Origin of the sequence: Pseudocitrobacter vendiensis, from assembly GCF_943590815.1 — a bacterium.
Classification (GTDB): Bacteria; Pseudomonadota; Gammaproteobacteria; order Enterobacterales; family Enterobacteriaceae; genus Pseudocitrobacter; species Pseudocitrobacter vendiensis.
Genome location: NZ_CALSBS010000002.1, coordinates 373,504 through 394,310, shown reverse-complemented (window position 1 = coordinate 394,310; position 20,807 = coordinate 373,504). Strand labels below are relative to the sequence as shown.

The following is a 20,807-nucleotide window of genomic DNA, read 5'->3' as shown; positions in this document are numbered from 1 at the left end:
TCAGTTCGACAACTGGAGGTATCCATGTGCGGACGTTTCTCTCAATCAATGACCCGTGAAGACTACCTGGCGTTAATCGCCGAAGAAGCCGAGCGTGACATTCCGTTCGACCCGGAACCCATTGGCCGGTTCAACGTAGCGCCAGGCACTAAAGTTTTGTTATTGAGCGAACGAGATGAACAATTACACCTCGATCCAGTTTACTGGGGCTATGCTCCAGGATGGTGGGATAAGCCGCCTCTGATAAACGCACGCGTCGAAACAGCGGCATCCAGCCGGATGTTCAAACCCCTCTGGCAGCATGGCCGGGCGATCTGTTTTGCCGATGGATGGTTCGAATGGAAGAAGGAAGGTGACAAAAAACAACCCTATTTCATTCGCCGGGCTGACGGGCAGCCGATATTCATGGCGGCGATCGGCAGCACGCCATTTGAACGTGGTGACGAAGCAGAGGGATTTCTGATCGTGACGTCAGCCGCAGATAAAGGCCTGGTAGATATTCATGACCGCCGGCCACTGGTTCTGTCGACGAAAGCGGCGCGCGAATGGATGCGCCAGGATGTAGGCGGGAAAGAAGCAGAGGAGATTGTTGCTGACGGTTCAATGCCAGTAGATGCATTTATCTGGCACGCAGTGTCGCGCGCCGTCGGTAATGTGAAGAATCAGGGCCCGGAGTTAATCGAGCCCGTCTGATTAAATTACCGGGTTGTCGTCATCCGCCGCCCGGTTAATAAGATGCGTCAGAATACCCTTCACATCCACCTCATCCAGTACCTCGCCTTCCAGGACTTCACCGTCTACCATTATCAGCGCATCACCTCTACGCCTGGCAAAGTGACAGCCTCCTGAGTACGAAATCAGGTAGGTGCTATCCGGCGATGGCTTCATACCCTTCTCTATCACCGCAAGTCCATGCGATGTCTCAATCACCAGGCTGTTAGCCGTGACGCCGCAGATAGTCTCTATGGTGAGCGTGCGTTCAATATAGTCTTTTGCTGGCGATGGAAATCCCATGATTACCTCCACTCTTGACACTGGTTAAAAACACAGTATAAATACTGTATATCCAACCAGTAAAGAGGGAAGCTAAAATGTTTGTGGAATTGGTTTATGACAAGCGCAATGTGGCAGGACTTCCGGGTGCTCGTGAAATCATCCTGTCAGAGCTTACTAGACGTGTTCACCGGATTTTTCCTGATGCAGATGTGAAGGTGAAGCCGATGCAGGCGAACGCCCTAAACAGTGACTGTACGAAAACAGAGAAAGAGCGGCTTAACCGCATGCTTGAGGAAATGTTTGAAGAGGCTGATATGTGGATGGTGGCTGACTGATGGACATCGATAACATCATTATCTCTGGTGTCAGAATCTACTTTCCACCAGATAACACCCTACCCACGCCATCTTCAGACATGCTCACCTTCGCCGTAATCAGAGATGAGCAGGAGTTATCCGACTACTTTCTGATGATCCACAAAGATGGAAGATGGGGACTGGCTACCGCACGATTATTCAAAGAACCGGCTGAGGCTATCAGTACGGCTACCAAAATCGGGCAAAACATGTGGTGACAGCATTATTAACTTATATACTTTTTGCACGTGCCAGGGCATGAACAACCTGGACGCAGCCGCGGTCCGTTACGAAAATCAGCGCGGCTGCGGCTTTCTCGTTTAATGCGGTAATGTGAAGTCCAGCCCTTTAGCATCTGCCTCTTCCATCGCATTAATCGCTTCATCCTGCTTTTGGTTCCAAATGCTGTCCGTTGGCATATCGAGACGAACATCGATCCAACTATTAACCGGAACATCTATCAGTTCACCTTTTCCTCTTTCGATTTCTCCGGATGCGTTTATGGAATACTTCAGCCGATAGAGTTTAATTGTGATCACGCCACCACTATCCTGTTCAGCTTCAACGACGCCCAGTTCTCCCATGCCTCCAGGGTCCATCGGTGCCAAAAGTTGCCAGCCAGAAGATGCCAGGCGAACAGCACCGGAAATTGCATATACCCCAACATCTTGCCTTGTAATAAGCACACCTTCAGCTTCTGCGTTTGCTGTCCCATTACCAGCCCATGAAAACCCTTCTTCATCAATATCAGTACGTTGATTTTCTCCCTGACTTTTAACGATTCTGATCACTGGGGATGCAGCCTTTAAAGTACCGTCACTTGCTTTTGTTGTGTTCCTACTATGGTACAACTCTGCATTCGAGGACCATGCGGTACTTGATGCTCTACATCTTATAATCGCACGTGGTGAAGCTGAGTATGCTGCCAGTATCATCTGAGCACCTACCACCCCGCCGCCCTTAATATTAAACCCTACTTGCCAGGTGCCGGGCATTACGCCGCCTCCAGCCTCAGATGACCAATACCCAAATCCAGTTGCGTCATTCCCTCCTAAGCCTACAGCAAGGGAGCTCCCGTCGAGTGCGGGGCCCAGACCAAAAGAACCCACTTCCATCACATTACCGCTATTCGTCCCAATGTCTTTCGTCGCGCTACTTCCTAAACCGAGGTTTGTGCGAACGTCTGCGGCTGTCTTTGCGCCGGTCCCACCCTGCGCAATCGGTACCGCGCCATTGGATTTAGTTGCCATATTGTCTGACAGGTACTTCCATGAAGGACCACTGAAAACGCTCCCATCTGGCAGGGTAACGGTAATGGCTCCGGTCCCGGTAAAAATACTTTGCCAATTTTGTTTGTCGTAATTCAGGCCACGTAAAGCCTCCGCGCTCTGTGTTACAAGTGCAGCGGTAACCATGTTCAATGCAACACGAGGAATAGCATTCCACGCATTGCCAGATTGAGTGGGTCCGGTGAAATTACTTACCAGTGTCAGAGATGTGGCACTGGTTATTGAAAGTACCGGTAGGGTGTAGGCGATACCACCTACGGTTGCAACGATAAAGTCACCAGCCGCCAGTTCTGTGGTGAATGACGTACCGTTACCGCTTACAACGGCAGATTTATTTGTGAGCGTAATTGTTCCTGCGGACATAGAGTCTCCTGAACGTGCATAAAAAACCCCGCCGGAGCGAGGTTTTCTGTGATGGTTGCTGTGCCGGGTGCCTCCCGGTGAACTTCTAAGCCATAAAGTCCGCGTTCTCGTTTACTGTCTCATCAGAGATATTGTGGCTTCACGCCCATCCGCATAGGTGGATTCACAGCAAATTCGTGACGACTGTCGTGTGCTTATTTGTCGGGGCTGCCGCACGTGGTCGATATAAAGTTGTTTTTATTTACCCAGTGCCAGCCAAATGGATGGCCCGCGCGGTACTGCGTCTGGTTGTTTTGCTTACGGACACCATAAATCTGAACGGTGTTTTCCTGACCGCCAACGAGCGCAATTCCGGAACATACCGGCTGCTGCTTCTCAAGCACGCCGGAGCAACCAGCGAGTAAAGCAGCACCGGCCACACATAGAAGTAGCTTTTTCATATCAGAGGTATTCCTGGAAATTCATGAAGTTAAACAATAACAACATGAATCAAAGGTGGATAATTGATTCTATAGATCAATTATCTGATATTGATCGCTGAAAACGATCAATCATAGTTAGCGAGGTTGAGCGCATATACCTGATTTCGCATGTTGTGATACTGGATGTTAGTAACACCGCCTCCCGGCGAACCACCTGTTGATGCAATCGTAATCTGTGTAGACGCGCCGTTATATTGAGTCGTAAAAAATAGCTGAGATTGAAATGGTCTCGTTCCTCCGGCAATAATTACCCCGGTAATTAGCCCACACATTGAAGGAAGAATGCCCCACTTCCCGGTCTTCGTCGCGTTTATATTATATCCACCTGCAGCATCACTACCGCTGGTACCAACAGATTCCACATCCGTTAAAACACGCGTTTCGTTTGTCAAAATGCATACGCCATTTTCATCCCATATGGCTATTCCCCAGTCAGGCAAGGATTGCTCGAATATCGTGAAGAAATACACGTCAGCGCTCCCGCTGCTTCCTTCTGGATATTGAAATGTGACCGTGCAGGTATTACCGCTGACTGCATAACTACTGACACATTTCGCTGTTGTACAAACGAACGGGACCATTGGGCGACTGGATGAGAATGACTGAGTTACAGTTGTTGTCAGCCCCGCAGGTAACGACACTGTTTTTTTAGCGATGAGCGCCAGTGGTATCGATTGAGGTGTAATGAATGGAGCACCATTATCCGTTGTTAATAGCGCACCCCAAATATCAGCCATCAGGAAGCCCTCAGATAAGCAATAATGAACCCCGCTACCGCCGGGAATGTATTTGCACCGAAATCTATATCTGAAGATGCGGCAGTAATAGTTACCGTTCCACCCGAAACTGTTATCTTTCGGCGTTTTGTTGTGTAATTAGAATCAGAGCAAACCTGCAGAATTTCCATAACAAACCCTGCGGGGAGGCTATAAGCCGCCCCGCCGGATTGCTGACCATTCGAAACAGAGAAGAATCCAATCACACTGATTGGTACCAGTCCATAGTTATTAACTTTTCCGCTGGCATCCCAGGTTTGTATTCCCCAGCTCATCAGAATACCCCCGTTATTTTGCCGATTTGTACGCGCAGTCGGCTTGTGTCCTTGATGCTTATTGTCACGTTCGTCTGCTTCATTGCGCCACTACTATCACTGCCATAGTTTTGCATGGTTCCGTTTTTGTCCCATCTCCACCCCTGGCTTCCAGCGACGTAATTACTTGACTGTATATACTGCCCAATCTTGGCGTTATCTATGCTGCCATCCTGAATAAATGCAGAACTAATAAAGACCTGCCCGTTATAAACGAAGAACGCAGCCTGATAATTTCCGGGGTCACTCCCGCTATAAATACCGAACTGATCTGCAGCGAATACGACGGTTGATTTATACGAACTCCCTGACGGCTCAATCGACATACCGAAACCGGTATTGTATTTCACACCACCGCGGATGATTCCAAGATTCAGGGTGTAGGATGCCTTGCCAGTACCATTGCTGGTTACTTCCGCATTCATTTTCTGATTAACAGCGGTCGTCAGGTCGCCAACCTCAGACTGAACATAAGTATCAAGACTGGCAATGGCCTGGGTGTTATTACTGATTGCGGTCTGCTGCTGCAGGATGGTCGCATTTACATCTTCAAACTGAGAATTTACGCTGGTTGTGAGCTGGGCCAGTGCCTGATCGACTGTCGCTATGGTTGTCCTGATGACGATAATTTCAGCACGAACTGCGCCAAGTTGCTCAAACTGACGATCAACAGTTCCATGATTGGCGAGCGCATTTTCCATAATGCCGTTCAGGTTAGTATCAACCCCTTCCTGCACATTTTTGAACGCTTCAGAATCGCGAACTGCATCATCGATGAGGTCAATCATGCCTGGTATATCAGAAGACGCCTGTCCGGAAGCTTCGACGAAATCCGACACACCAAAAGCATTGCGCGTACGGACATAAACATAATACGTTTTATCCGCCTGCAGGCCGTGCAGCGTCCACTGGTTAGAGCGCCCCAGAAATTGGGTCTGGTCTTCAATGACAGCAGGATCCGTAATTTTAGTCTGGCCTGAATACCAAAATTCAAATGACGTGTCGGTAGTGGCGGAAATACGCATAACCGGTACCAGATCGGCAGAGAATAAACCCGGAGTCCAGATGACACTTGAAGGAGCCGGCGGAGCGCCAATCACCAGGCTTACCTGGGTCTCAGCACCTTTCATGCCGTTTTCATTTCTGCCACGCACACCCAGCGTATAGCTTCCTGCATTCAGGCCGTAAAACTCATATCGGAACTGATCAGTCTCATACTGAGCCACCACCTTCCCATCAGCACTGTACACGTACAGTTCAAACATCAGCTTTTTGGTAGTTGTAGCTGTTTCCCAGGTTGCAGTGACCTGAACAGTCTCAGAGTTGGTGTTAATGATGCGCAGATTTTCAATATTCGGTACGCGGTAGCCGTTAAGAGTATCACTGGGAATTTCAAACACAGCTCCCTCATCAACAATGGCCTGCTTGTTGGGGTCATGCTGAGAAGCTGTGATGCTGTATGTAGAGTTGTTATCCGTCTCTGCAACACTCAATATGCGGAATAGTCTGGTAGAAACGTTGCTGGTAGAAATGGCAAATACAGTACCGTCACGAACCCATGCTGGCGTTGTTTTCAACGTCACTATATTGTCGGCAATACTGCCAATTTCATACTTAACGAACTTCCCGTCCCTCCCCATAATCGACATAGTGGAGCCGTCCGTTACTACCGAGGAATCAACCGCGTCAACCGTTATCACCCTCCCGGAATGAGAAACAATTCTCCCCCCGAGGCGAGTTCTTGCGTAGTCATTATCCATGACCTCAACGATATCACCCGGCGTGAAGTGGATAGCATCGCGTGCCATCTGGAAAGACAGTCTGCTGCTTTCACGCTTTGCTGTTTCCAGCAGCCATTTACCTGCCCGCCATGCCTGTCCGCGAGAGGTGCAGCCAAACGCCTCCAGAGTGGTTTCGTTGTAGTTCCCTTTGGCTATCATCTCATCGTCGGAAACGTACTCTTTCACCTGCTCCCATCCGTTGTCGGGGTCAGTCCATGACACTACAACCGCATTGTATTTCTCTGAACGCTTTACAGAGCTTCGTTTGAACTCGCCATTCACAACGTTGGCGTTCGTGATTGTCGCAATCGGATCCTGTGGAGCGTCCAGCATTACGGACAGGCGCAGGCCGTCCCACAGCGCAATGCCACGGAACATGCTCGCTATCTTGTCGAGAATGTCTCGCGCACTCGCCTGCTCTGTGATGTAGGCGTTGAGCGTCATGCGTGGCTCTTTGCCGCCATACCCATCATCTACAAGCTGATCGCAATATTGCGACAGAATGTAGAGTGCGCCATCGTCAACATCGATGTATCCGGCGCGTTTCGCCAGGCCAAATCGGGTGTTTTTCGCCAGCTCACGGAACAGCCACGCCGGGTTGTTAGTCCATGCCTTTTTGAAGCCCCCCGTCCACAGCCCGGAGTAAGTTCTGGCAATTGGCTCGTAGTTATCCGGTACGTCAACGATCAGCCCGCGAAGATGATATGTGCGGCTCGGCGTGTCGGTGTACTGGTCACGGTCGATGACTGAGCCGGCAACGGCAGAGAACGGATAGCTAAGGTTGTCGTCGGTGATCTCGCTGTAGCTGTTCCAAACAGTCCCGTTTGACAGCAAATCGCTGCTGCTGTCAGGCGTAATGCGGCGAACGCGGATATCAAACGGTTTGGTGTCGGGGGCATCAATGACGTGCGCCTCAAGGTACTCGCCAGAGATTTTCCCTGTAATCGTCACCGTCTTCTCCATGACCCAGCCCGACGAGCCAGTTCTGGTCTCGATAACCATCGTTACAGAGGTGTTTTTCTGGTTACCCTTGGAGTCCTGCTCCAAGAGCCCGGTGACGCCGATGTTAAAACGAACGCGGGTCACGTCCTGATCTGTCACGGTTCTAACCAGCGGGGTATCGTAAGTGACCTCAGTGTTAACAATGGTCGTCGCTTCGATTGCAGAGAAGCCGTTGATTGGCTCCTGAGTTTCCGATCCAGGTCGCCAGGCAACACTAATGCCGTTCACGTTGACATTACCGTTCGAGTCAGTGATAGGCGTCTTATTCAGCTTGAATGAAGACAGGTGCTCCTGATCCACCGGGCCCGCGATTGGCCCCTCAGATATCAGATCCAGTACCCGATAGAATTGTTTTGATTTGAGGTTATCGTCGAGTAGTTTTGGGGTTGATGCTTTACCGCCACCTGAAGACATAGCGCCACCTTAGCTGATTGATTCTTCCCAGTCGGAATTATTAGATGTGTCGATCCCGAGACTTATTACGTTGCTGCCGACCTCCATCTCGCCGAGGAGTATGGGGACAGGATGCCCCTGTCCGACCCTGTTTTCTGCACTGGTAAACGAGTTATTCGTGAGGGTGTTTGTTTCGGCCGCTTCCGCTGAAGTTTTGCTTTTCATGTTCCGGGACATGTAGATGGAGTAAGCAACCGAGGCGGCAGACAGCACCAGTGAGGCAATGAGAACTATCGTACTGGTCTCAAGTCCCGCCCCCTCAATCACCGGGACAAACAGCACTACAGAGCCATCCTTCAGGCGCCGATCCATGTGCCACTGCACCGAAGACGTTTCAACATCCTCACCCGCCACTCGCATTCTTACTCTGGCGTTCAGGAATGCTTTTTTGAACTCATGATTCTGAGCAAGCAAAAGACGAATGCCCTGGGCAGGGGTATCAACGCTCAGCTCGACTTTGCGGAAATGTCGGCGTAAATGCCCTGCAAATTTAAAGATGAGCACTGTTCATGTCTCCATATGGAATGCATCTGCTTAACGTATGCCGGGCGCATTTGCTCTCTCCGGCTTAAATGCCCTGAGCAATCGTGGTGAAGAACCATATTGTCATCGAGCAGAATCATTGCGTGGCAAGGGTCAGCTCCGGGGAATGGTTGCCTGATTATTACGTCACCTGGCAGCGCTTCTCCCGGCGATACCTGATTGAAGCCATTGCGCGACATGTTGTTCAGATAAAGGTTCTCCCCTCTCAGCCACCAGCCATTCGTCCTTTCGAAGTCAGGGAGGTCAATGCCACACAGGTGATACGCATCACGGAATAGCGTGTAACAATCAGTCACTCCGTGCTCGAACCGCCTCCCCAAAAAGTAATCCACCGGCCTGAACGTTCTGATTTTCCCGTTACAGGCCAGCACCCATGGAAGGCCCGATGCAACCTGGCATTTACGGTCGGCGCCGGACAGAACCGGGCTGTTCATTGGGTGAGAGTGGAATACCGCAGTCACCTCTCCAGCCTCCTCGGCCGCCAGCCACTCATCATCACTGATTCGGAAGTGCTTTCCAGGCTCCGGGTGAACATTCCGACAGCGGAACAACTGCCCGCCATCCAGGATTAAGCCGCACACCTCATCCTGCGACGATGCCGCATAATCGAGTAATTCCTGCATCATGAAACCTTCTGAGAGCCGGGGAAGCTGCTGATTGGCATTGGTTCCGGTCGTGGATAACGGAAGCGGCAGCCGCTACGGCGGTGAGAGCACTTATCTTTTGCCGGGTCAGTGGTTGGATTGTCGCGCTCATCTGCAACCGGCGGCCCGTCATATCCGCACCCGACGCCGCGATACAGCCACTGGCAGACGTCGGCAAGGATGGTTCGCGCCGGGATGATAGCGTTGTCGCAGTCAATCGGTGTCGCCAGCGTGTAGGTCACCTGCTCGAACGTCTCTTCCGTCATCTCCTCAACAACGTAGCGGGAAACCGCTTCCTGCGTCGGATCTGCGTCAGGGTTGCCATTGGGGAAGTTCACCGCGTCCAGGTATTTCACCGGAACCTGACGGCGGGTGATCACCACCCCAAGCATGTCGTCGAAGTCATGGTTTATGCCCGTCAGTAAACCCGTGACGTTCGCCACCACCATTGTTGGCCGGGCATATGTGCCTTCGTTCTTTGACTCGAACCCTTCGACTGCTATCGGGTATGCCTGATACTGATTCCCCTTCCAGATCACATTTCCGTAATATCCATTGGTGCCGGAATGGAACCGGATAAGGTCTCCGCCAAAGGGTTGCAGGTCGGCTTCGAACAGGTCGATAAACGCGCCTACTCCGGCGTCGACGCTATCAATAATCATACTGGCTGGTATGTCGCGCACGGCAAACTCCCATAAAAAAAGCCACCAAGTGGTGGCTACTGTTTGAATATCAGGATGTTGCTTACTGATAACCCTGGTTAACGTGTAAGCTCAGCCCGTCAGTGGTAGGAGACTGGCGTTATCGAAAAAGGAGGGATGGCTGATTACCTCTGATGGAGAATAAACATGTGGACTATTCATCAAATTTCATTTTTAAACAGCAAAGATAATGTAGGAGCGTTAAAACCAACACTTCATTTAACAAATTCCAATGGCGAAGGCAGAAGCATCCCACTGGAAATTAGTGGTAATGATATTCGTCGTTTTACTATTCAGCAGTTAGAAGATATAGCTAATGGCTTAACCGATATTAAGACGATTTTGAACCAACCTTCCTGATAGCAGCAACATCGGCAGACAATGATGAAGCCATGCAATTCAAGGCAGAAATGCATTCCTTGAGTTGCATTTTAAGGCTCGAAATCTCTTTCTCTAACTCTTCAACACGTTGTTCTAAAGTCATAACTGTCTCCCGCCTTTCGGCTTATCGTGGTACTTGTTCAAAAGTGGCCGTCAGTTCAAACAGCGGCCCGGTCTTTGTCATGCTCCAGGATCGGCAGACAAACAGCTTTCTGATCCCAGTATCTGATGGGGTCCAGTAGAACGCCTCAACCGCGCCCCTGGCTTTAAGGAACGCCTCAGCATCCTTAGCAGAATTACTCCGGCAGGCGCCGCCTACGCCCCGAAAGGTGAGCGAGTATTTATCCATTAACGGGTTGATACCCTTCACCTGTCGCTGTTCGTAACCGTCACCGAGTTTAATGACGGCTACGTTCGGCGTTCGCTCAACGGAGTAGGCTTTCTGCGGTGTCCATGTGAATGTTTCTGGCATGAATTGCTCCCAATAAAAAACCCGCCGGAGCGGGTTTAGCGATCTCGTTGCTTGAATCAAAAAGCCGACACTAAGGTGGCAAGTTGCTTTTTGGCCTCTTCAAACACGCGACTTTCGATAACTGAAAGAGATGCCTCTTTGTCCAGAGGCAGATGCACGTTAACCAGCACGCTCTTAAGATGCGTTTCATAATGGAAAACAACTCTTGCGATAATTCCAGAGCCATTATCATTATCAAATGCCGTTATATCTTCGATATGGTAATCCATTTAATTCTCCTTTTTAGTTTGTCGATCTGATATATGGGGAGTTAACGGCTTTTTTCAAGCATCCCATTTGGTCGCTGTTCGTTTCTGATAGCCCTCAATGCTGCGTTATATGCTACTTTATCGAACTGCTTAATGGTCTCCTGGCTGTTTGGACTGCCCTCAAAATGATAATGATTGGTCTGTTGAACAACCACACTGCCACCACCACCCGCCTTATCAGCCGATATCACCTTCCCTGACTGGTTCGGGATGAACATCTGCTGACCACCAGCAGTCTGGAAGATTTCAGAACGACCATCCTCGTTGACTCGATAGGCGTTGCCAGCAGATACCGTGCCGCCGTAGCGACGACCGCCTGCAAGAGCCATTGCCTTAGCAGCAACCAAAGACTGAGCATACGCAGCCTGGCCTACCCCTGCCGCGCTGCCGTATGTGGCGATTGAGGCGCTCATTGCGGCTGGCGCCCATGCAGAGGCGGCAGCGGTAGCCTGTGCCATAGTCGATGCCAGTGATGCAGCAGCAGCGGCCTGACCCATTAACTGGCTCTTGACCCACTCGATCCCCATCTGCACCAGACTACCGACAACGCTATTCAGGATTGTTGTGCCGATGTTGGCAAAGGATTCTTGCAGGCTCTGGGTACCGTTGATAAGGCCGGTTATCGCGCTGGTTGCGCCGCCCTGTAAGGAGTCGATTGCAGCGCCAAGCATGTTGTTGATCTCGCTCTGCTGCTGCCATTCCTCCCACATTGCGGCCATGCGTTTCTGGTGATACTGATCTTCGATTCCTGCGCGGACAGCTTCAGCCTCTGCAATCCTTTGTGGGTAAAGTTGCACATACTCATCAAGCTGTGCCATTTGCTGTGCGTAGGTGTTATCTACTGCGGCAACTGGTGATACCTGCCCTTGCAACCCGGTAAAGTTTTGTCCGGCCTGTGTGCGCTTCCTTTCCTCTTCTGCTGCGGCTTTGGTTGCCTGCTGTACTTTCCAGATGGACTCAGCTTGCTGTTCCGCTTTGGCGATCTGCTCTGCTGATGCTTTGTTACCAAGCGCAACAACAGCATCGTATTTCGCTAATTCGAGCGAGCCATCGGCGTAACCAGTGTTCAGGCGATCAAGTGCGACTTGCTGGCGGGTAAGGGATTGGGCGGCTTCATCAGATGATTTTGTTTCCTTATTGGCGTCCTTCCTTGCAGCGGTAACACGCTCTGTTTCAGCATACACATTTTGCAGCACCCCAACGAGCTTATCGCCCTTGGCGATTCCGGCATCCTCTGCATCATATTGAGCCTGTAATCTCGCCCTCGCCTCACCTTCCAACTTTGAGAGTGCAAGGCGGCGTTCAGCGTTCTGGATTAACTTTTTGGCTTCCGGTGACTCTTCAGGTTCCGCTGGCTTATCGTTCCCAACGCTTGCAGCTTTTTTGTTGAGCGTGTCCAGCACCTGAATAGTAGATGCCATCGCAGATATAGCAGCTTCACTCGCTCCTGGTATTTTGTTGCGCAAGTTATTAGCAAGAATGTTGAATGCCTCTTCGGACTCTCTCGCCTTTTGATTTAACTGCTCCTGAATAAGTGATTGCTGTTCGGTGGTGCGGTTTAGTTTATCAGTGGCATCGCTGACATCCCTTTTTCTTTGGTTTAATGTTTGCAGCCATTCGTTGGCTTTTTTTACATAACCGTTGTTTTTATCCTGTTCCACCCCGAATTGTTTTGCCAGGCCACTGTATTTGTCATATTCAGTCTGAGCATCCCTTACCGAATCATTCAGGTCGTCTATATGATCCTTTTGCGCCGCTACAGATTTTGCTACATCAGCAAGAGTGCCATTAAGTTGCACCTGATTCATCTCTTTCATTTTGGCAATAACGCCATCGAGTGAATCTGCGTAATTAATCGCCTCTTCTTTAGCCTGCTTCGCGCTTTGCCACCAGTAAATCAGCGCAGATGTAGCAATCATCACGATTCCCGCCGGTCCACCAAGAAGAGACATCGCCCCGCGTAACAACCCCATGCCTATGGATGCCGCTCTTGCAGCAGACGCTGCTTTTGCTGTAGCTGCTGCCTGCGCTGATTCGGCCTGAGCCAGAGCTAGAGAGGCCGCACGCGCTCTTGATTTTTCTGCCGTTAAAGCAGTAAGAGCCGTCATTTCGGCATTACTGCCTTTTGCCACATTATATTCAGCCTGCGCCAGCGCGACGGCAGAAAGAGCGGCCTCTTTGTCAGCCACCGCCTTTCTTCTTGTTGCACTCGCTGCAATCAAAGCCGCCTGCGCAGCCTGGCTTTCTGCTGTAACCATCTGTCGCGTTGCGGATACTGATTGGACTTTGCTCGCAATAGCTGTGTTTAACGCTCCCGCATACCGGCCAGCCATTACCAGAGCAAACGCCTTGGCAGCAATGGTGGCTGTGTCAATTAGGCCAGCCATGCTTTCTGAGTCGCGCCCAAACTCAAGGATGACGTCAGCGGCACTAATCAGACCGTTGGTGAACGTCTGGAGAACGCTGGTTTGCCCCTCAAACGATACCAGTATTTCAGTGATGGCCGTCTTAATCCTTACGCCTGCGTCCGTCAGGTTGTTGGACATGCCTTTAGCCGTTGACGCATTGGAATCAAGCGATGCCTTCAACCCTTCCGTAAGTTGCAATGCCGTCAGCTTGCCAGCAGATCCAAGCGCCCTGATTTCCGCCGTAGTTTTACCACTGGCGGTAGCAATATCACCAATAACGGACGGGATGGCAGCGATTATGGTTTCCCACGAATCTGCCTCAACCTTGCCCTTGTTGATGGATTTAGAAAACGCACTAATAGCATTATTAGCCCGATCTGCATTTGTTGCGTTCTTAACAAATGCAAAAGACATTGAGTCCTGAACATCAATCGCCTGTTGGGTTGAATACCCCATACTGCGGAGGCTATCAGCAGTTGTGATATACAGTTCCTGAGCTTCAGATAGTGAACGATAGGTGTCGTTAGCGGTATTGAGAAGTCGTTTCTGTACACTCTGAAACTCTTCCTGGCTGGAGGTAGCCATTTGTACCCGCTCTGACATTTCCTGATAACTCTGCACCATCCGCGCCATTTCCCGGAGAGTGCCAGCGGCAATAACCAGCTTGAGTGTAGATGCAAGTTTTGTTAACCCCGTATTAAGGGCATCAGCAGATTTATCGGCCTTTTTGAATCCTGACTCCATGCTGTTGGTGATATTAACCACCTGCTTGTCAGCACGCAGTAGCTGAGCCGTATCAGCCTTAATTACATATTCAATGTCACCTACGTTCTCAGCCATTTCATTTTCTCCGGACAATAAAAAACCCCGCCGGAGCGAGGTTTGTTTAAGTAAATTAATTATTGACTACGAGTCTTCGCCACAAACATTAATGTATGACTTCATTTCTTGCTGATTTGGCTCTGAGTATATTTTCTTGTCGTCAATGGTATAGTTGACCCCTTTCGAAAAAATACCTTTCGACTTCATGCGTATAGCTACATAGAAAGGCGAAAACCCAGCGTAGGCGCCATAACTGTTTTTAGCATTTACATTTCCGCATACAAATCCGCCAATAGTGTCATTATTTTTACCTGCCTCTATAAATCTCATATAACGAAATTTTGCGCTGTCAGGATCCTTCATATTCGAGGCTATTTCATTTTTTGCCAATTCTATAGCTTTATCCGCACTAGGCTTACAGCCTGTCAACACAAGCAGACATGAAACCAGAGCAAAAGACCACTTCATATCCCTATCCCCTTTGATAAATGTGCCAAAAGAGTAGCAGGGATCGGGCGACGACAAAACTAGTTACATGTCACTTGGTAACTAGGGCAATGAACAAGGGAACAAGTATTGCCGATACCAAAAGACCAACCAGCCATTTTTGGTTGTCGTCAGCCTTATCAATGAATCGCTTTTCCATTGAAACAAGATTTCGGTTGATGCTTTTCAGCTCAGATTCAATGCCTCGGATGTTTCGCTCTCGCAGTTCGTCTGTGGCTTCAAGTCTTGCAAGTCTCTCGCGTGTGTACATATCGCCTCCGTCACCGCCGCTACCGCCACCACCATGTTTTGGGAAGTCTACAACGTGAATATTGTCATCCATCTTGCTATTCATTAGTCCCTTTCCCTGAATCTGAAAGCTTCTTCTCCACCCATTTCAATACCGGCCACGTTGCAAAATGCATCGAATAAGCACAGTTTTTGCATATCAATCGATACTCATATTTCACCAATGAGTATGGTGGCCCTTCTGTGTCGAGTTTGACTGGGATGGCATAAGTGCTGCTTTCACACCCTTCAGGCCCTACAGTCATCGAACTGGCGTTAGGGATAGAAATATCATCACTACCACAAATTGGACATATGACTGTTTTGACGCCGCGTTCGAAAAGATATTCAGAGAATAGCTCTGGAGTGACTTTCTCCAGTCGTCGCTGAAGTGTCAGTTGAAGCTGCATTTGGCGCTGCTTTTCATCTTCCACGTTGATTCACCACGAAATGTATTTCCGTAAATTTATCACGCGTGGCATTACTGTATAAACTGATCTTATATCCATGACGACGACAAAACCCGCAGTTAAGCGGGTCATCGCTGCCTACATAATGCCAGGCAAATACATTTGAACTTCATCAGCAACACGATCCCGTGCTGCGTTCAGTAGTTGCTTGCGGCCGCCGGAACCCCATCTGGCCATCTGGCTGGCGCATTGGCTGATCTGCTTGGTTTCAGTATTGATGATGTGGTCAATTTTGTTCAGGCGGGACATGGCACTGATGCCGAGGCGCACCACCGTTCGGAACACCTCATATACTTCAATCTCAAATTCCGGCTTAATCCATGCGGCATAACGGATCGCCAACAGTTCAACACCCCAAACGCCTGGTTCATCCCCACCTTTAATAACATTAAGTGGTTGAATTTGTTCCAGAGTGCTTTTTTGCACTTTGGCTTTTAGTGCTTTTATGAAGCGCTTAACTTGAGCACTACGCAAAAACTGACTTGGGCGCTGCTGTTCTGTTGCCTCTCCGTTTGCCACTGCGGCAGCGTGAAGATCATTGAGGTTGTAGCGCCCTTCGTCATCAACGCGAACGGAAACTCCGTTTACAGATACGGTTGGATAGTGCATGAGGTTTACCTATAGAAAGTGAGCCTGTCACACAGAGATAGCAGCCCAGAGTACAACTAACTCTCAGGCTCGCTTTCTGTAGGCTCTGGGATTATAACGTGCGCGTGTGAAGCGCGTTGGGTTTATTGCAGGTATAAAAAAGCCCCGCTTTAGCGAGGCTGTTTGTGTTGTTCTTAAGTTGATTAATGCGGCCCGTTCCGTTGCGCGTCGATCGTCAGCATTCGTTCGGCCCAGTCCATGACTTCGTCGTATTTTTCCTGAGTAGGCACTCTGGCTTTCTCTTTCTGCGGAAATTTAGCGTTCATGGCGGCGCGGAAGCTGGTCATCGTCATGTTCCAGGCGTCTGCCTCACTCATCCCGAGGTGGGCAACTGCGGTATAAACGAATGTACGGGCATCGAATTTATCGCTGTACTCGCCTTTCTTGCTCTCGAACTCCTCGGGCGGCTGATCCCCCATCACGCCATGCAAAATCAGATGCCGCGCCAGCTGGATGACGTCCTCAACTGGCAACGAGCCAGGCTTAAACACGAGGCGTCCCGCCGTAGTCACTGAGTAAGAGCCGATGATTTCAGCAATGTCGCCTTCAGAGCAATGCCTGACTACGTTAGCTGCAGCTGCGGCCATTTCAGCAAAGCAGCGTGCATTAGCCGCTTTGAGTATCTGCTGGTCCGCAATTCTGTGCTTTGGGTAATGGCCTGCATGAACTTTCACGAAAGCATCAACGATTTGTTCAGGCGTGCCGATTCGGGACATAGCCAGGAATGAAGGGTTGAGGAATATCTCTTTGCCGCTGGCGCGAATGACAGCCTGGCCGATATCGGTGATTGCTTTCATGGAAACTCTCAATAAGAGGGAGGCCAAGCCTCCCATGGGTTTAGGCTGCGTTCACGGTTACAGTAGCTGGGCTGGAGGTTACCGAGCCGGCGGTTGAGGATGTAACCTGACAGGAGTAAGAACCCGCATCACCCGTAACGACGCTGGCCTTCGTGTAGGTAGCGTTCGTCGCACCAGAGATGTCAGTTCCGCCCTTCTTCCACTGATAGGTCAGAGTGGAGCCGTCAGAGACATTTGCCGCCACAGACAGGTTTAGTGCATCGCCCACCGTGAGCGTGCGGTTCTGCGGCTGCGTAGTGATGGTAATCACCGCGCCGACGTCGCGTACATCAACCTGTCCCGCACTGGATGCTTCGATAGACCAGGTGGCGACATCGTCGTGCGGCGCTTCATCCTGCCATGAGGTCACCATGAACGGCCCTTCGGTAATATCGTTTGGAGAGATGATCTTCAGCCAGACATACGGCTGGTTACTGGTCTCTGCGGGTGGGTTATAGACGTGGCGTTTAAGCGCGTTCTGCGCATAAACATCCTCTTTGCGGGTAACGCCGTCACCTGAGAACGAAATGTTCTTGTAAGTAACGAGGTTTTCCTGCGTGAATGCAGCGCTCATATCGGCAGTTGCATCAGCGGTTTCCCATTCTGCGCCTGTCGTTTTGCCTCGCATCATGCCAAGGCGTGTATAGTCACCGTTTGATGGTTGGACTTCTGGGCAGGAAATCGCGTAATAAACAACGACGTCACGCCCTGTGAATGCACCAGCTTCACATGCCATGTTTGTATCTCCGTTTTATCGGGAAATGATGGTTTGAAAGGAAATATCGAAGAGGTAACGACCTTCTTCGGTTTGGATGGCGGTGATGCCGCCGATTGGCTGCATCGAGATGATGCACTCAGTTTTGTAGTCGTCGATCATCGCCTGGCGGATAGCGTCGGCGCGGTCTTCAACCTGGTTAATATTGCTGTCGTTCTGACCTGACAGGAGGAGGATTCGGAAATAATCGCGGGTTATCGCCTCTTCTGGCTTGCCGCCGCCGTTCTGCTGTATAACGATAAAGCGATCGCCTGCTGATTCTTCAGAATCTTTCCAGAATCGACTCTGAACACGATAACCAACATCAAATCCATGCGACTGCAACCACGCTCTCAGCGCGTCATACACCTCGCTACGTGTCATACTTTGTACCCTTGCTTGATGATGGCCTTTATCTCGTTGAGACCGTCACGCTCAAAGCCTTTAGTCAGAAATCCCGGCTCGGCATCAGGATCCCAATAGTTACCTTTTCCTGTGCCACCACCGAATTCTTTTCCAGCGCGAGTTTTGCCGAAGTGTTCACGCGGCTGGCCTTTTAGCTTCCCGGACATACCATGAACGGCGGCAGCGTATGCAGCCGTGTACCCGACCTTTCCCTGCATTCCTCCTGGCATTGGCTCAAGTTTTCTGTACTGGCTGTTGATGAGTGTGGAGGTATCAATGGGGGTGAGTAACGCTGCGTGAGACGAGCCGACAATCATGACCTCAGTCAGCACTCTTTCTGTGCGTGGCCCGGCAATTTCTGTCAGCACCTTACGGGTGTTCATCTGAACACGCTTGATACCTTTAACGGGCATGATTACCTCACGTCATAACCTTATAATCGGGTTCCTCACCAAATGGTGACATATCCCATTCAGTCACCGCTTTGATGACATTGGCACCAGCCTTCAGCGGATCGGCCTGCGCCGTTGTGTCACCTCTTGCGATGTACCAGTCGCGCTTCGGCATGGTCGCATCGCCGCCGTTACGCTTCAGTTCAGTGAAGAAAATCAGGTTCGTGGTGAACTCTTTCCCGCTGGCATCTACAGCAACTTCATTGTTTGCCGTCCAGGTGCAGTCAATCAGGTATGGGGTGCCGTTTGTCCAGGTGTTGTTCCAGTCGTCATAGACGCGAGGGTAGACAGTGGCGACATTGGTGTAAGACCAGTTAGCCGTGGCTGACACTATCATCCTCCCACCGGATAATCTCCGGATTCTCAGCGGCTACCTTCCGGCACAGCAAATACCATTCACCGTTACTTTTAACGTAACCCGTGACCCGCCGCCCGCAGTCAGTGATAACCCAGACCTTTACGAAGGGCTCAGGAAGCCTCTGCTTGACCGATATCAACGCCATCATCGACTCCCGTTGCACATGCAGCCGCCTCGGGCAATCCAGATGCCAGCAAAAGCGGTGTTAGTCGGATCAGGCGGGATCAGGCTTGTAGCGCATCCATACTTATCTAGTCCCCTCAGAAGCCCCAGAGAGGCTTTCCATCGGTCAGCAAAAGACAGGTACCGAAATGAGCGTGATGCGCCGTTGGGCCCTGTCTGAGAACTGATGTATTTGTCACCCTGCCCCAGCGCCATTAGCCCCAGCAGGTAGGACTGTATTAGCAGAGCGGTTGCGGGAGGGTAATGCGCATCCAGACACTCCTGAATGCTGCCAGCCTGCTCTAAAAGAGCCTGCAGGATGAAATCTGGCAGCGTGATACCGACTGACTCCAGATATTCCTTGGCCTGTTCTGTGGTAATCATGCGAGCCTCTGATAAGCCCTCCGAAGAGGGCATAAAAAAACCGCCTCAGCGGCGGCTGTTATTCAGCAGGGAAAAGCTTTTCGAATTCACCTTCCGGTAGCAATTCGGTCAGTTTCTCCAGACCGAGGTTACCTTTATGCTCAATTCCCAGCGCATCGAGTCGGGCAATGACTGCCTCTTTGCGCGCTTTGTTGTCAGTGCCAGCGCCCGGGGTTGCAGGTACCAGTTCCGCAGCAGCTTTATCGGACAGCTTGCGCACATGCGGTTTCAGCGACGGATGAACTTTGCCCAGCTCAACAACGTCACCAAGCGCAACGCCGTGCCACGGCTTAACCACTTCGTATTTTTCAGCCATGATTGCTCCTTAAGCCAGGTTAGCGCCGTAGACCACACCGGACAGGCCTTCGCCGTCCTTCTTAATCTGCAAACCTTCTGCGGACATGATCTGGAAGTTGTAGTTGCTCTGCGGCATCAGGCGCGGGAGCGGTACAACGCCCACAGCCATACCTACCAGAGGAGAAATCACATCCTGTCGGCGCTCGTACGCCAGGAACTCGTTACCTTCCAGTGCATAGGTCATCTGGATAGACTTAGCAGGAATAAACTTGCTGATCGCATCCAGAACGGTTCCGCTAAGCAGCGCATTTGTGCCGGTGTTGATATCCACCAGATACGGCTTAGACATGTTGGCCCAGACTTCAGGGCTCACCCACAGCTTGTCGTAAGCCGTCACCTTGTTGGTGCGAGCCGTCAGACCAAACGGACCGGTCGGGCCAAAGAAAGACAGTAACTGCGCCGGGGTTGCAGTGGTGAGGTCGATGTTGGCACCGCCAGCACCGCTACCAAGGTTGATTTTCTGAGTGTTGCGGTGGTTTTTCATGCCCTGAGCCGGCATACCATCTACAACGATGCTGGCATCGCCGTTCAGGTAGAAGTTGACGCGTTTTTTGTGGAATTTACGCATCTTGGCCGACTGCGATTCCAAAGCCAGATCGATACCGACGGTACTGAGCCCTGCAGCATGACGCCAGTTAACGCCATAACCAGCAGTGAATACCGGAACAGGGTCGCCATCAGAGCCAAACTCGGTATGGTCGAAAGAGTAAGGCGCCTGACCGTCAATGCTGATAGAGACATCATCAGCGATATCGCCGGAGACGTTATACAGCTTTGCAGTTTTGCCGATTGGCAGAATGGTCTGCACACCCATCAGGTCATTGACGATTTCCATGCCAATTTCCTGATCGCGCATCTGGATAATCTGACGGTCAATTTCGGCCCAGAACTCGCGAGTAAAGCCACCGATAGCGTTCGCCGCCAACATCTCATGAGTCATGCGCGTGCGATACGCGTTGACCATCATGTCGTGCTGGGCGTTATAGATGTCACGGTTGGCCCAAAGCTCATTCCAGTGGCCGCGCAGGCGGCCATTCGTAGCCAGTGTTTCAGCGGTAAAATACATTCTTATTCTCC

The 20,807-nt window shown here is 50.7% G+C and carries 30 protein-coding genes; 4 read left to right on the top strand and 26 right to left on the bottom strand.

From position 1 onward, the window contains the following. Positions 1 to 24: 24 nt before the first annotated feature. Positions 25 to 693, top strand: coding sequence for an SOS response-associated peptidase (locus NMC31_RS04420; protein ID WP_253897092.1), 669 nt, complete (start codon positions 25 to 27; stop codon positions 691 to 693). Here NMC31_RS04420 and NMC31_RS04415 read toward each other — a convergent pair whose 3' ends face one another. Further along, positions 694 to 1,014, bottom strand: a complete 321-nt coding sequence (locus NMC31_RS04415) for a hypothetical protein (protein ID WP_253897091.1) — start codon at positions 1,012 to 1,014, stop codon at positions 694 to 696. A 77-nt stretch (positions 1,015 to 1,091) separates the two neighbouring features. On the opposite strand from NMC31_RS04415, the gene NMC31_RS04410 reads away from it, so the two are divergent. Together NMC31_RS04410 and NMC31_RS04405 are read left to right on the top strand one after the other, a co-directional pair. Further along, positions 1,092 to 1,331 carry a DinI family protein gene (locus tag NMC31_RS04410; protein ID WP_113857568.1) on the top strand — a complete coding sequence of 80 codons (240 nt, stop codon included), beginning with the start codon at positions 1,092 to 1,094 and terminating at the stop codon, positions 1,329 to 1,331. Continuing rightward, positions 1,331 to 1,570 (top strand): hypothetical protein, encoded by a 240-nt coding sequence (locus NMC31_RS04405; protein WP_097475494.1) that lies wholly within the window; start codon positions 1,331 to 1,333, stop codon positions 1,568 to 1,570. The genes NMC31_RS04410 and NMC31_RS04405 overlap by 1 nt, the downstream gene beginning before the upstream one ends. Positions 1,571 to 1,672: 102 nt before the next feature. On the opposite strand, the gene NMC31_RS04400 is transcribed toward NMC31_RS04405, so the two are convergent. The 8 genes from NMC31_RS04400 to NMC31_RS04365 all read right to left on the bottom strand — a co-directional run bounded on the left by NMC31_RS04400 (position 1,673) and on the right by NMC31_RS04365 (position 9,682). Then, positions 1,673 to 3,004 carry a phage tail fiber protein gene (locus NMC31_RS04400; protein WP_253897090.1) on the bottom strand — a complete coding sequence of 444 codons (1,332 nt, stop codon included), beginning with the start codon at positions 3,002 to 3,004 and terminating at the stop codon, positions 1,673 to 1,675. Between the two features lie 194 nt (positions 3,005 to 3,198). Continuing rightward, complete coding sequence (gene cor / locus NMC31_RS04395; RefSeq protein ID WP_253897089.1) at positions 3,199 to 3,444, bottom strand: phage exclusion lipoprotein Cor; 246 nt, start codon at positions 3,442 to 3,444, stop codon at positions 3,199 to 3,201. A gap of 107 nt (positions 3,445 to 3,551) precedes the next feature. Further along, positions 3,552 to 4,223: a hypothetical protein gene (locus NMC31_RS04390; protein ID WP_253897088.1), complete on the bottom strand. Its 672-nt coding sequence runs from the start codon at positions 4,221 to 4,223 to the stop codon at positions 3,552 to 3,554. Next, a complete protein-coding gene (locus NMC31_RS04385) occupies positions 4,223 to 4,537 on the bottom strand; it encodes a hypothetical protein (protein WP_253897087.1) in 315 nt (104 codons plus the stop codon). Before NMC31_RS04385 ends, NMC31_RS04390 begins: the two co-directional genes overlap by 1 nt. Further along, the gene (locus NMC31_RS04380; RefSeq protein ID WP_253897086.1) at positions 4,537 to 7,773 is read right to left on the bottom strand and encodes a TipJ family phage tail tip protein; all 3,237 of its coding nucleotides are present in this window, start codon (positions 7,771 to 7,773) and stop codon (positions 4,537 to 4,539) included. Before NMC31_RS04380 ends, NMC31_RS04385 begins: the two co-directional genes overlap by 1 nt. A 9-nt stretch (positions 7,774 to 7,782) precedes the next feature. Then, positions 7,783 to 8,316, bottom strand: a complete 534-nt coding sequence (locus tag NMC31_RS04375) for a tail assembly protein (protein ID WP_023296453.1) — start codon at positions 8,314 to 8,316, stop codon at positions 7,783 to 7,785. Beyond that, positions 8,259 to 8,978 carry a C40 family peptidase gene (locus NMC31_RS04370; RefSeq protein WP_032668142.1) on the bottom strand — a complete coding sequence of 240 codons (720 nt, stop codon included), beginning with the start codon at positions 8,976 to 8,978 and terminating at the stop codon, positions 8,259 to 8,261. The genes NMC31_RS04375 and NMC31_RS04370 overlap by 58 nt, the downstream gene beginning before the upstream one ends. Then, on the bottom strand, positions 8,978 to 9,682 hold the full coding sequence (locus NMC31_RS04365; RefSeq protein ID WP_023303627.1) for a phage minor tail protein L: 705 nt from the start codon (positions 9,680 to 9,682) through the stop codon (positions 8,978 to 8,980). Before NMC31_RS04365 ends, NMC31_RS04370 begins: the two co-directional genes overlap by 1 nt. Positions 9,683 to 9,847: 165 nt before the next feature. Here NMC31_RS04365 and NMC31_RS04360 point away from each other — a divergent pair, with 165 nt between their 5' ends. Next, positions 9,848 to 10,060 (top strand): hypothetical protein, encoded by a 213-nt coding sequence (locus NMC31_RS04360; RefSeq protein WP_253897085.1) that lies wholly within the window; start codon positions 9,848 to 9,850, stop codon positions 10,058 to 10,060. On the opposite strand, the gene NMC31_RS04355 is transcribed toward NMC31_RS04360, so the two are convergent. From NMC31_RS04355 to NMC31_RS04275, 17 genes are all read right to left on the bottom strand, one after another. Beyond that, positions 10,032 to 10,184 carry a hypothetical protein gene (locus NMC31_RS04355; RefSeq protein WP_253897084.1) on the bottom strand — a complete coding sequence of 51 codons (153 nt, stop codon included), beginning with the start codon at positions 10,182 to 10,184 and terminating at the stop codon, positions 10,032 to 10,034. The two genes, NMC31_RS04360 and NMC31_RS04355, sit on opposite strands and share 29 nt — an antisense overlap. Positions 10,185 to 10,205: 21 nt before the next feature. Then, the gene (locus NMC31_RS04350; RefSeq protein ID WP_253897083.1) at positions 10,206 to 10,553 is read right to left on the bottom strand and encodes a phage tail protein; all 348 of its coding nucleotides are present in this window, start codon (positions 10,551 to 10,553) and stop codon (positions 10,206 to 10,208) included. Positions 10,554 to 10,609: 56 nt separating this feature from the next. Then, positions 10,610 to 10,822, bottom strand: a complete 213-nt coding sequence (locus NMC31_RS04345; RefSeq protein WP_253897082.1) for a hypothetical protein — start codon at positions 10,820 to 10,822, stop codon at positions 10,610 to 10,612. Between the two features lie 41 nt (positions 10,823 to 10,863). Then, complete coding sequence (locus tag NMC31_RS04340) at positions 10,864 to 14,109, bottom strand: tape measure protein (protein ID WP_253897081.1); 3,246 nt, start codon at positions 14,107 to 14,109, stop codon at positions 10,864 to 10,866. Between the two features lie 66 nt (positions 14,110 to 14,175). Continuing rightward, the gene (locus NMC31_RS04335; protein ID WP_059509593.1) at positions 14,176 to 14,559 is read right to left on the bottom strand and encodes a hypothetical protein; all 384 of its coding nucleotides are present in this window, start codon (positions 14,557 to 14,559) and stop codon (positions 14,176 to 14,178) included. A 70-nt stretch (positions 14,560 to 14,629) separates the two neighbouring features. Continuing rightward, positions 14,630 to 14,920: a hypothetical protein gene (locus tag NMC31_RS04330; RefSeq protein WP_253897080.1), complete on the bottom strand. Its 291-nt coding sequence runs from the start codon at positions 14,918 to 14,920 to the stop codon at positions 14,630 to 14,632. Positions 14,921 to 14,924: 4 nt separating this feature from the next. Next, positions 14,925 to 15,299, bottom strand: a complete 375-nt coding sequence (locus NMC31_RS04325; RefSeq protein WP_253897079.1) for a hypothetical protein — start codon at positions 15,297 to 15,299, stop codon at positions 14,925 to 14,927. 114 nt (positions 15,300 to 15,413) lie between these two features. Then, entirely contained in the window at positions 15,414 to 15,944 is a 531-nt protein-coding gene (locus tag NMC31_RS04320) for a KilA-N domain-containing protein (RefSeq protein ID WP_047052483.1), read from the bottom strand. A 182-nt stretch (positions 15,945 to 16,126) separates the two neighbouring features. Then, the gene (locus NMC31_RS04315) at positions 16,127 to 16,780 is read right to left on the bottom strand and encodes a DUF6246 family protein (RefSeq protein ID WP_253897078.1); all 654 of its coding nucleotides are present in this window, start codon (positions 16,778 to 16,780) and stop codon (positions 16,127 to 16,129) included. Positions 16,781 to 16,820: 40 nt separating this feature from the next. Then, the gene (locus NMC31_RS04310) at positions 16,821 to 17,555 is read right to left on the bottom strand and encodes a phage tail tube protein (RefSeq protein ID WP_253897077.1); all 735 of its coding nucleotides are present in this window, start codon (positions 17,553 to 17,555) and stop codon (positions 16,821 to 16,823) included. Between the two features lie 15 nt (positions 17,556 to 17,570). After that, entirely contained in the window at positions 17,571 to 17,957 is a 387-nt protein-coding gene (locus NMC31_RS04305) for a phage tail termination protein (protein WP_200091831.1), read from the bottom strand. Continuing rightward, positions 17,954 to 18,391 carry a hypothetical protein gene (locus NMC31_RS04300; protein WP_248129340.1) on the bottom strand — a complete coding sequence of 146 codons (438 nt, stop codon included), beginning with the start codon at positions 18,389 to 18,391 and terminating at the stop codon, positions 17,954 to 17,956. Before NMC31_RS04300 ends, NMC31_RS04305 begins: the two co-directional genes overlap by 4 nt. Before the next feature lie 7 nt (positions 18,392 to 18,398). Further along, positions 18,399 to 18,761, bottom strand: coding sequence for a hypothetical protein (locus NMC31_RS04295; protein WP_253897123.1), 363 nt, complete (start codon positions 18,759 to 18,761; stop codon positions 18,399 to 18,401). Then, a complete protein-coding gene (locus NMC31_RS04290; RefSeq protein ID WP_045332271.1) occupies positions 18,745 to 18,933 on the bottom strand; it encodes a hypothetical protein in 189 nt (62 codons plus the stop codon). Before NMC31_RS04290 ends, NMC31_RS04295 begins: the two co-directional genes overlap by 17 nt. Next, positions 18,933 to 19,334: a DUF7370 family protein gene (locus tag NMC31_RS04285; protein ID WP_054829867.1), complete on the bottom strand. Its 402-nt coding sequence runs from the start codon at positions 19,332 to 19,334 to the stop codon at positions 18,933 to 18,935. Before NMC31_RS04285 ends, NMC31_RS04290 begins: the two co-directional genes overlap by 1 nt. Positions 19,335 to 19,392: 58 nt before the next feature. Beyond that, positions 19,393 to 19,689 (bottom strand): hypothetical protein, encoded by a 297-nt coding sequence (locus NMC31_RS04280; RefSeq protein WP_253897076.1) that lies wholly within the window; start codon positions 19,687 to 19,689, stop codon positions 19,393 to 19,395. Positions 19,690 to 19,698: 9 nt separating this feature from the next. Further along, positions 19,699 to 20,796, bottom strand: a complete 1,098-nt coding sequence (locus tag NMC31_RS04275; protein ID WP_253897075.1) for a major capsid protein — start codon at positions 20,794 to 20,796, stop codon at positions 19,699 to 19,701. Positions 20,797 to 20,807: the final 11 nt, after the last annotated feature.

What these genes read in the sequence shown, in the direction of transcription:
- NMC31_RS04380 (WP_253897086.1), bottom strand. Translation starts at nt 7,773, where the DNA reads ATGTCTTCAGGTGGCGGTAAAGCATCAACCCCAAAACTACTCGACGAT.
- NMC31_RS04320 (WP_047052483.1), bottom strand. Translation starts at nt 15,944, where the DNA reads ATGCACTATCCAACCGTATCTGTAAACGGAGTTTCCGTTCGCGTTGAT.
- NMC31_RS04370 (WP_032668142.1), bottom strand. Translation starts at nt 8,978, where the DNA reads ATGCAGGAATTACTCGATTATGCGGCATCGTCGCAGGATGAGGTGTGC.
- NMC31_RS04350 (WP_253897083.1), bottom strand. Translation starts at nt 10,553, where the DNA reads ATGCCAGAAACATTCACATGGACACCGCAGAAAGCCTACTCCGTTGAG.
- NMC31_RS04275 (WP_253897075.1), bottom strand. Translation starts at nt 20,796, where the DNA reads ATGTATTTTACCGCTGAAACACTGGCTACGAATGGCCGCCTGCGCGGC.
- NMC31_RS04400 (WP_253897090.1), bottom strand. Translation starts at nt 3,004, where the DNA reads ATGTCCGCAGGAACAATTACGCTCACAAATAAATCTGCCGTTGTAAGC.
- NMC31_RS04310 (WP_253897077.1), bottom strand. Translation starts at nt 17,555, where the DNA reads ATGGCATGTGAAGCTGGTGCATTCACAGGGCGTGACGTCGTTGTTTAT.
- NMC31_RS04405 (WP_097475494.1), top strand. Translation starts at nt 1,331, where the DNA reads ATGGACATCGATAACATCATTATCTCTGGTGTCAGAATCTACTTTCCA.
- NMC31_RS04420 (WP_253897092.1), top strand. Translation starts at nt 25, where the DNA reads ATGTGCGGACGTTTCTCTCAATCAATGACCCGTGAAGACTACCTGGCG.
- NMC31_RS04300 (WP_248129340.1), bottom strand. Translation starts at nt 18,391, where the DNA reads ATGCCCGTTAAAGGTATCAAGCGTGTTCAGATGAACACCCGTAAGGTG.
- NMC31_RS04315 (WP_253897078.1), bottom strand. Translation starts at nt 16,780, where the DNA reads ATGAAAGCAATCACCGATATCGGCCAGGCTGTCATTCGCGCCAGCGGC.
- NMC31_RS04330 (WP_253897080.1), bottom strand. Translation starts at nt 14,920, where the DNA reads ATGGATGACAATATTCACGTTGTAGACTTCCCAAAACATGGTGGTGGC.
- NMC31_RS04390 (WP_253897088.1), bottom strand. Translation starts at nt 4,223, where the DNA reads ATGGCTGATATTTGGGGTGCGCTATTAACAACGGATAATGGTGCTCCA.
- NMC31_RS04340 (WP_253897081.1), bottom strand. Translation starts at nt 14,109, where the DNA reads ATGGCTGAGAACGTAGGTGACATTGAATATGTAATTAAGGCTGATACG.
- NMC31_RS04345 (WP_253897082.1), bottom strand. Translation starts at nt 10,822, where the DNA reads ATGGATTACCATATCGAAGATATAACGGCATTTGATAATGATAATGGC.
- NMC31_RS04360 (WP_253897085.1), top strand. Translation starts at nt 9,848, where the DNA reads ATGTGGACTATTCATCAAATTTCATTTTTAAACAGCAAAGATAATGTA.
- NMC31_RS04305 (WP_200091831.1), bottom strand. Translation starts at nt 17,957, where the DNA reads ATGACACGTAGCGAGGTGTATGACGCGCTGAGAGCGTGGTTGCAGTCG.
- NMC31_RS04280 (WP_253897076.1), bottom strand. Translation starts at nt 19,689, where the DNA reads ATGGCTGAAAAATACGAAGTGGTTAAGCCGTGGCACGGCGTTGCGCTT.
- NMC31_RS04415 (WP_253897091.1), bottom strand. Translation starts at nt 1,014, where the DNA reads ATGGGATTTCCATCGCCAGCAAAAGACTATATTGAACGCACGCTCACC.
- cor (WP_253897089.1), bottom strand. Translation starts at nt 3,444, where the DNA reads ATGAAAAAGCTACTTCTATGTGTGGCCGGTGCTGCTTTACTCGCTGGT.
- NMC31_RS04290 (WP_045332271.1), bottom strand. Translation starts at nt 18,933, where the DNA reads ATGGCGTTGATATCGGTCAAGCAGAGGCTTCCTGAGCCCTTCGTAAAG.
- NMC31_RS04355 (WP_253897084.1), bottom strand. Translation starts at nt 10,184, where the DNA reads ATGACTTTAGAACAACGTGTTGAAGAGTTAGAGAAAGAGATTTCGAGC.
- NMC31_RS04285 (WP_054829867.1), bottom strand. Translation starts at nt 19,334, where the DNA reads ATGATTACCACAGAACAGGCCAAGGAATATCTGGAGTCAGTCGGTATC.
- NMC31_RS04410 (WP_113857568.1), top strand. Translation starts at nt 1,092, where the DNA reads ATGTTTGTGGAATTGGTTTATGACAAGCGCAATGTGGCAGGACTTCCG.
- NMC31_RS04335 (WP_059509593.1), bottom strand. Translation starts at nt 14,559, where the DNA reads ATGAAGTGGTCTTTTGCTCTGGTTTCATGTCTGCTTGTGTTGACAGGC.
- NMC31_RS04385 (WP_253897087.1), bottom strand. Translation starts at nt 4,537, where the DNA reads ATGAGCTGGGGAATACAAACCTGGGATGCCAGCGGAAAAGTTAATAAC.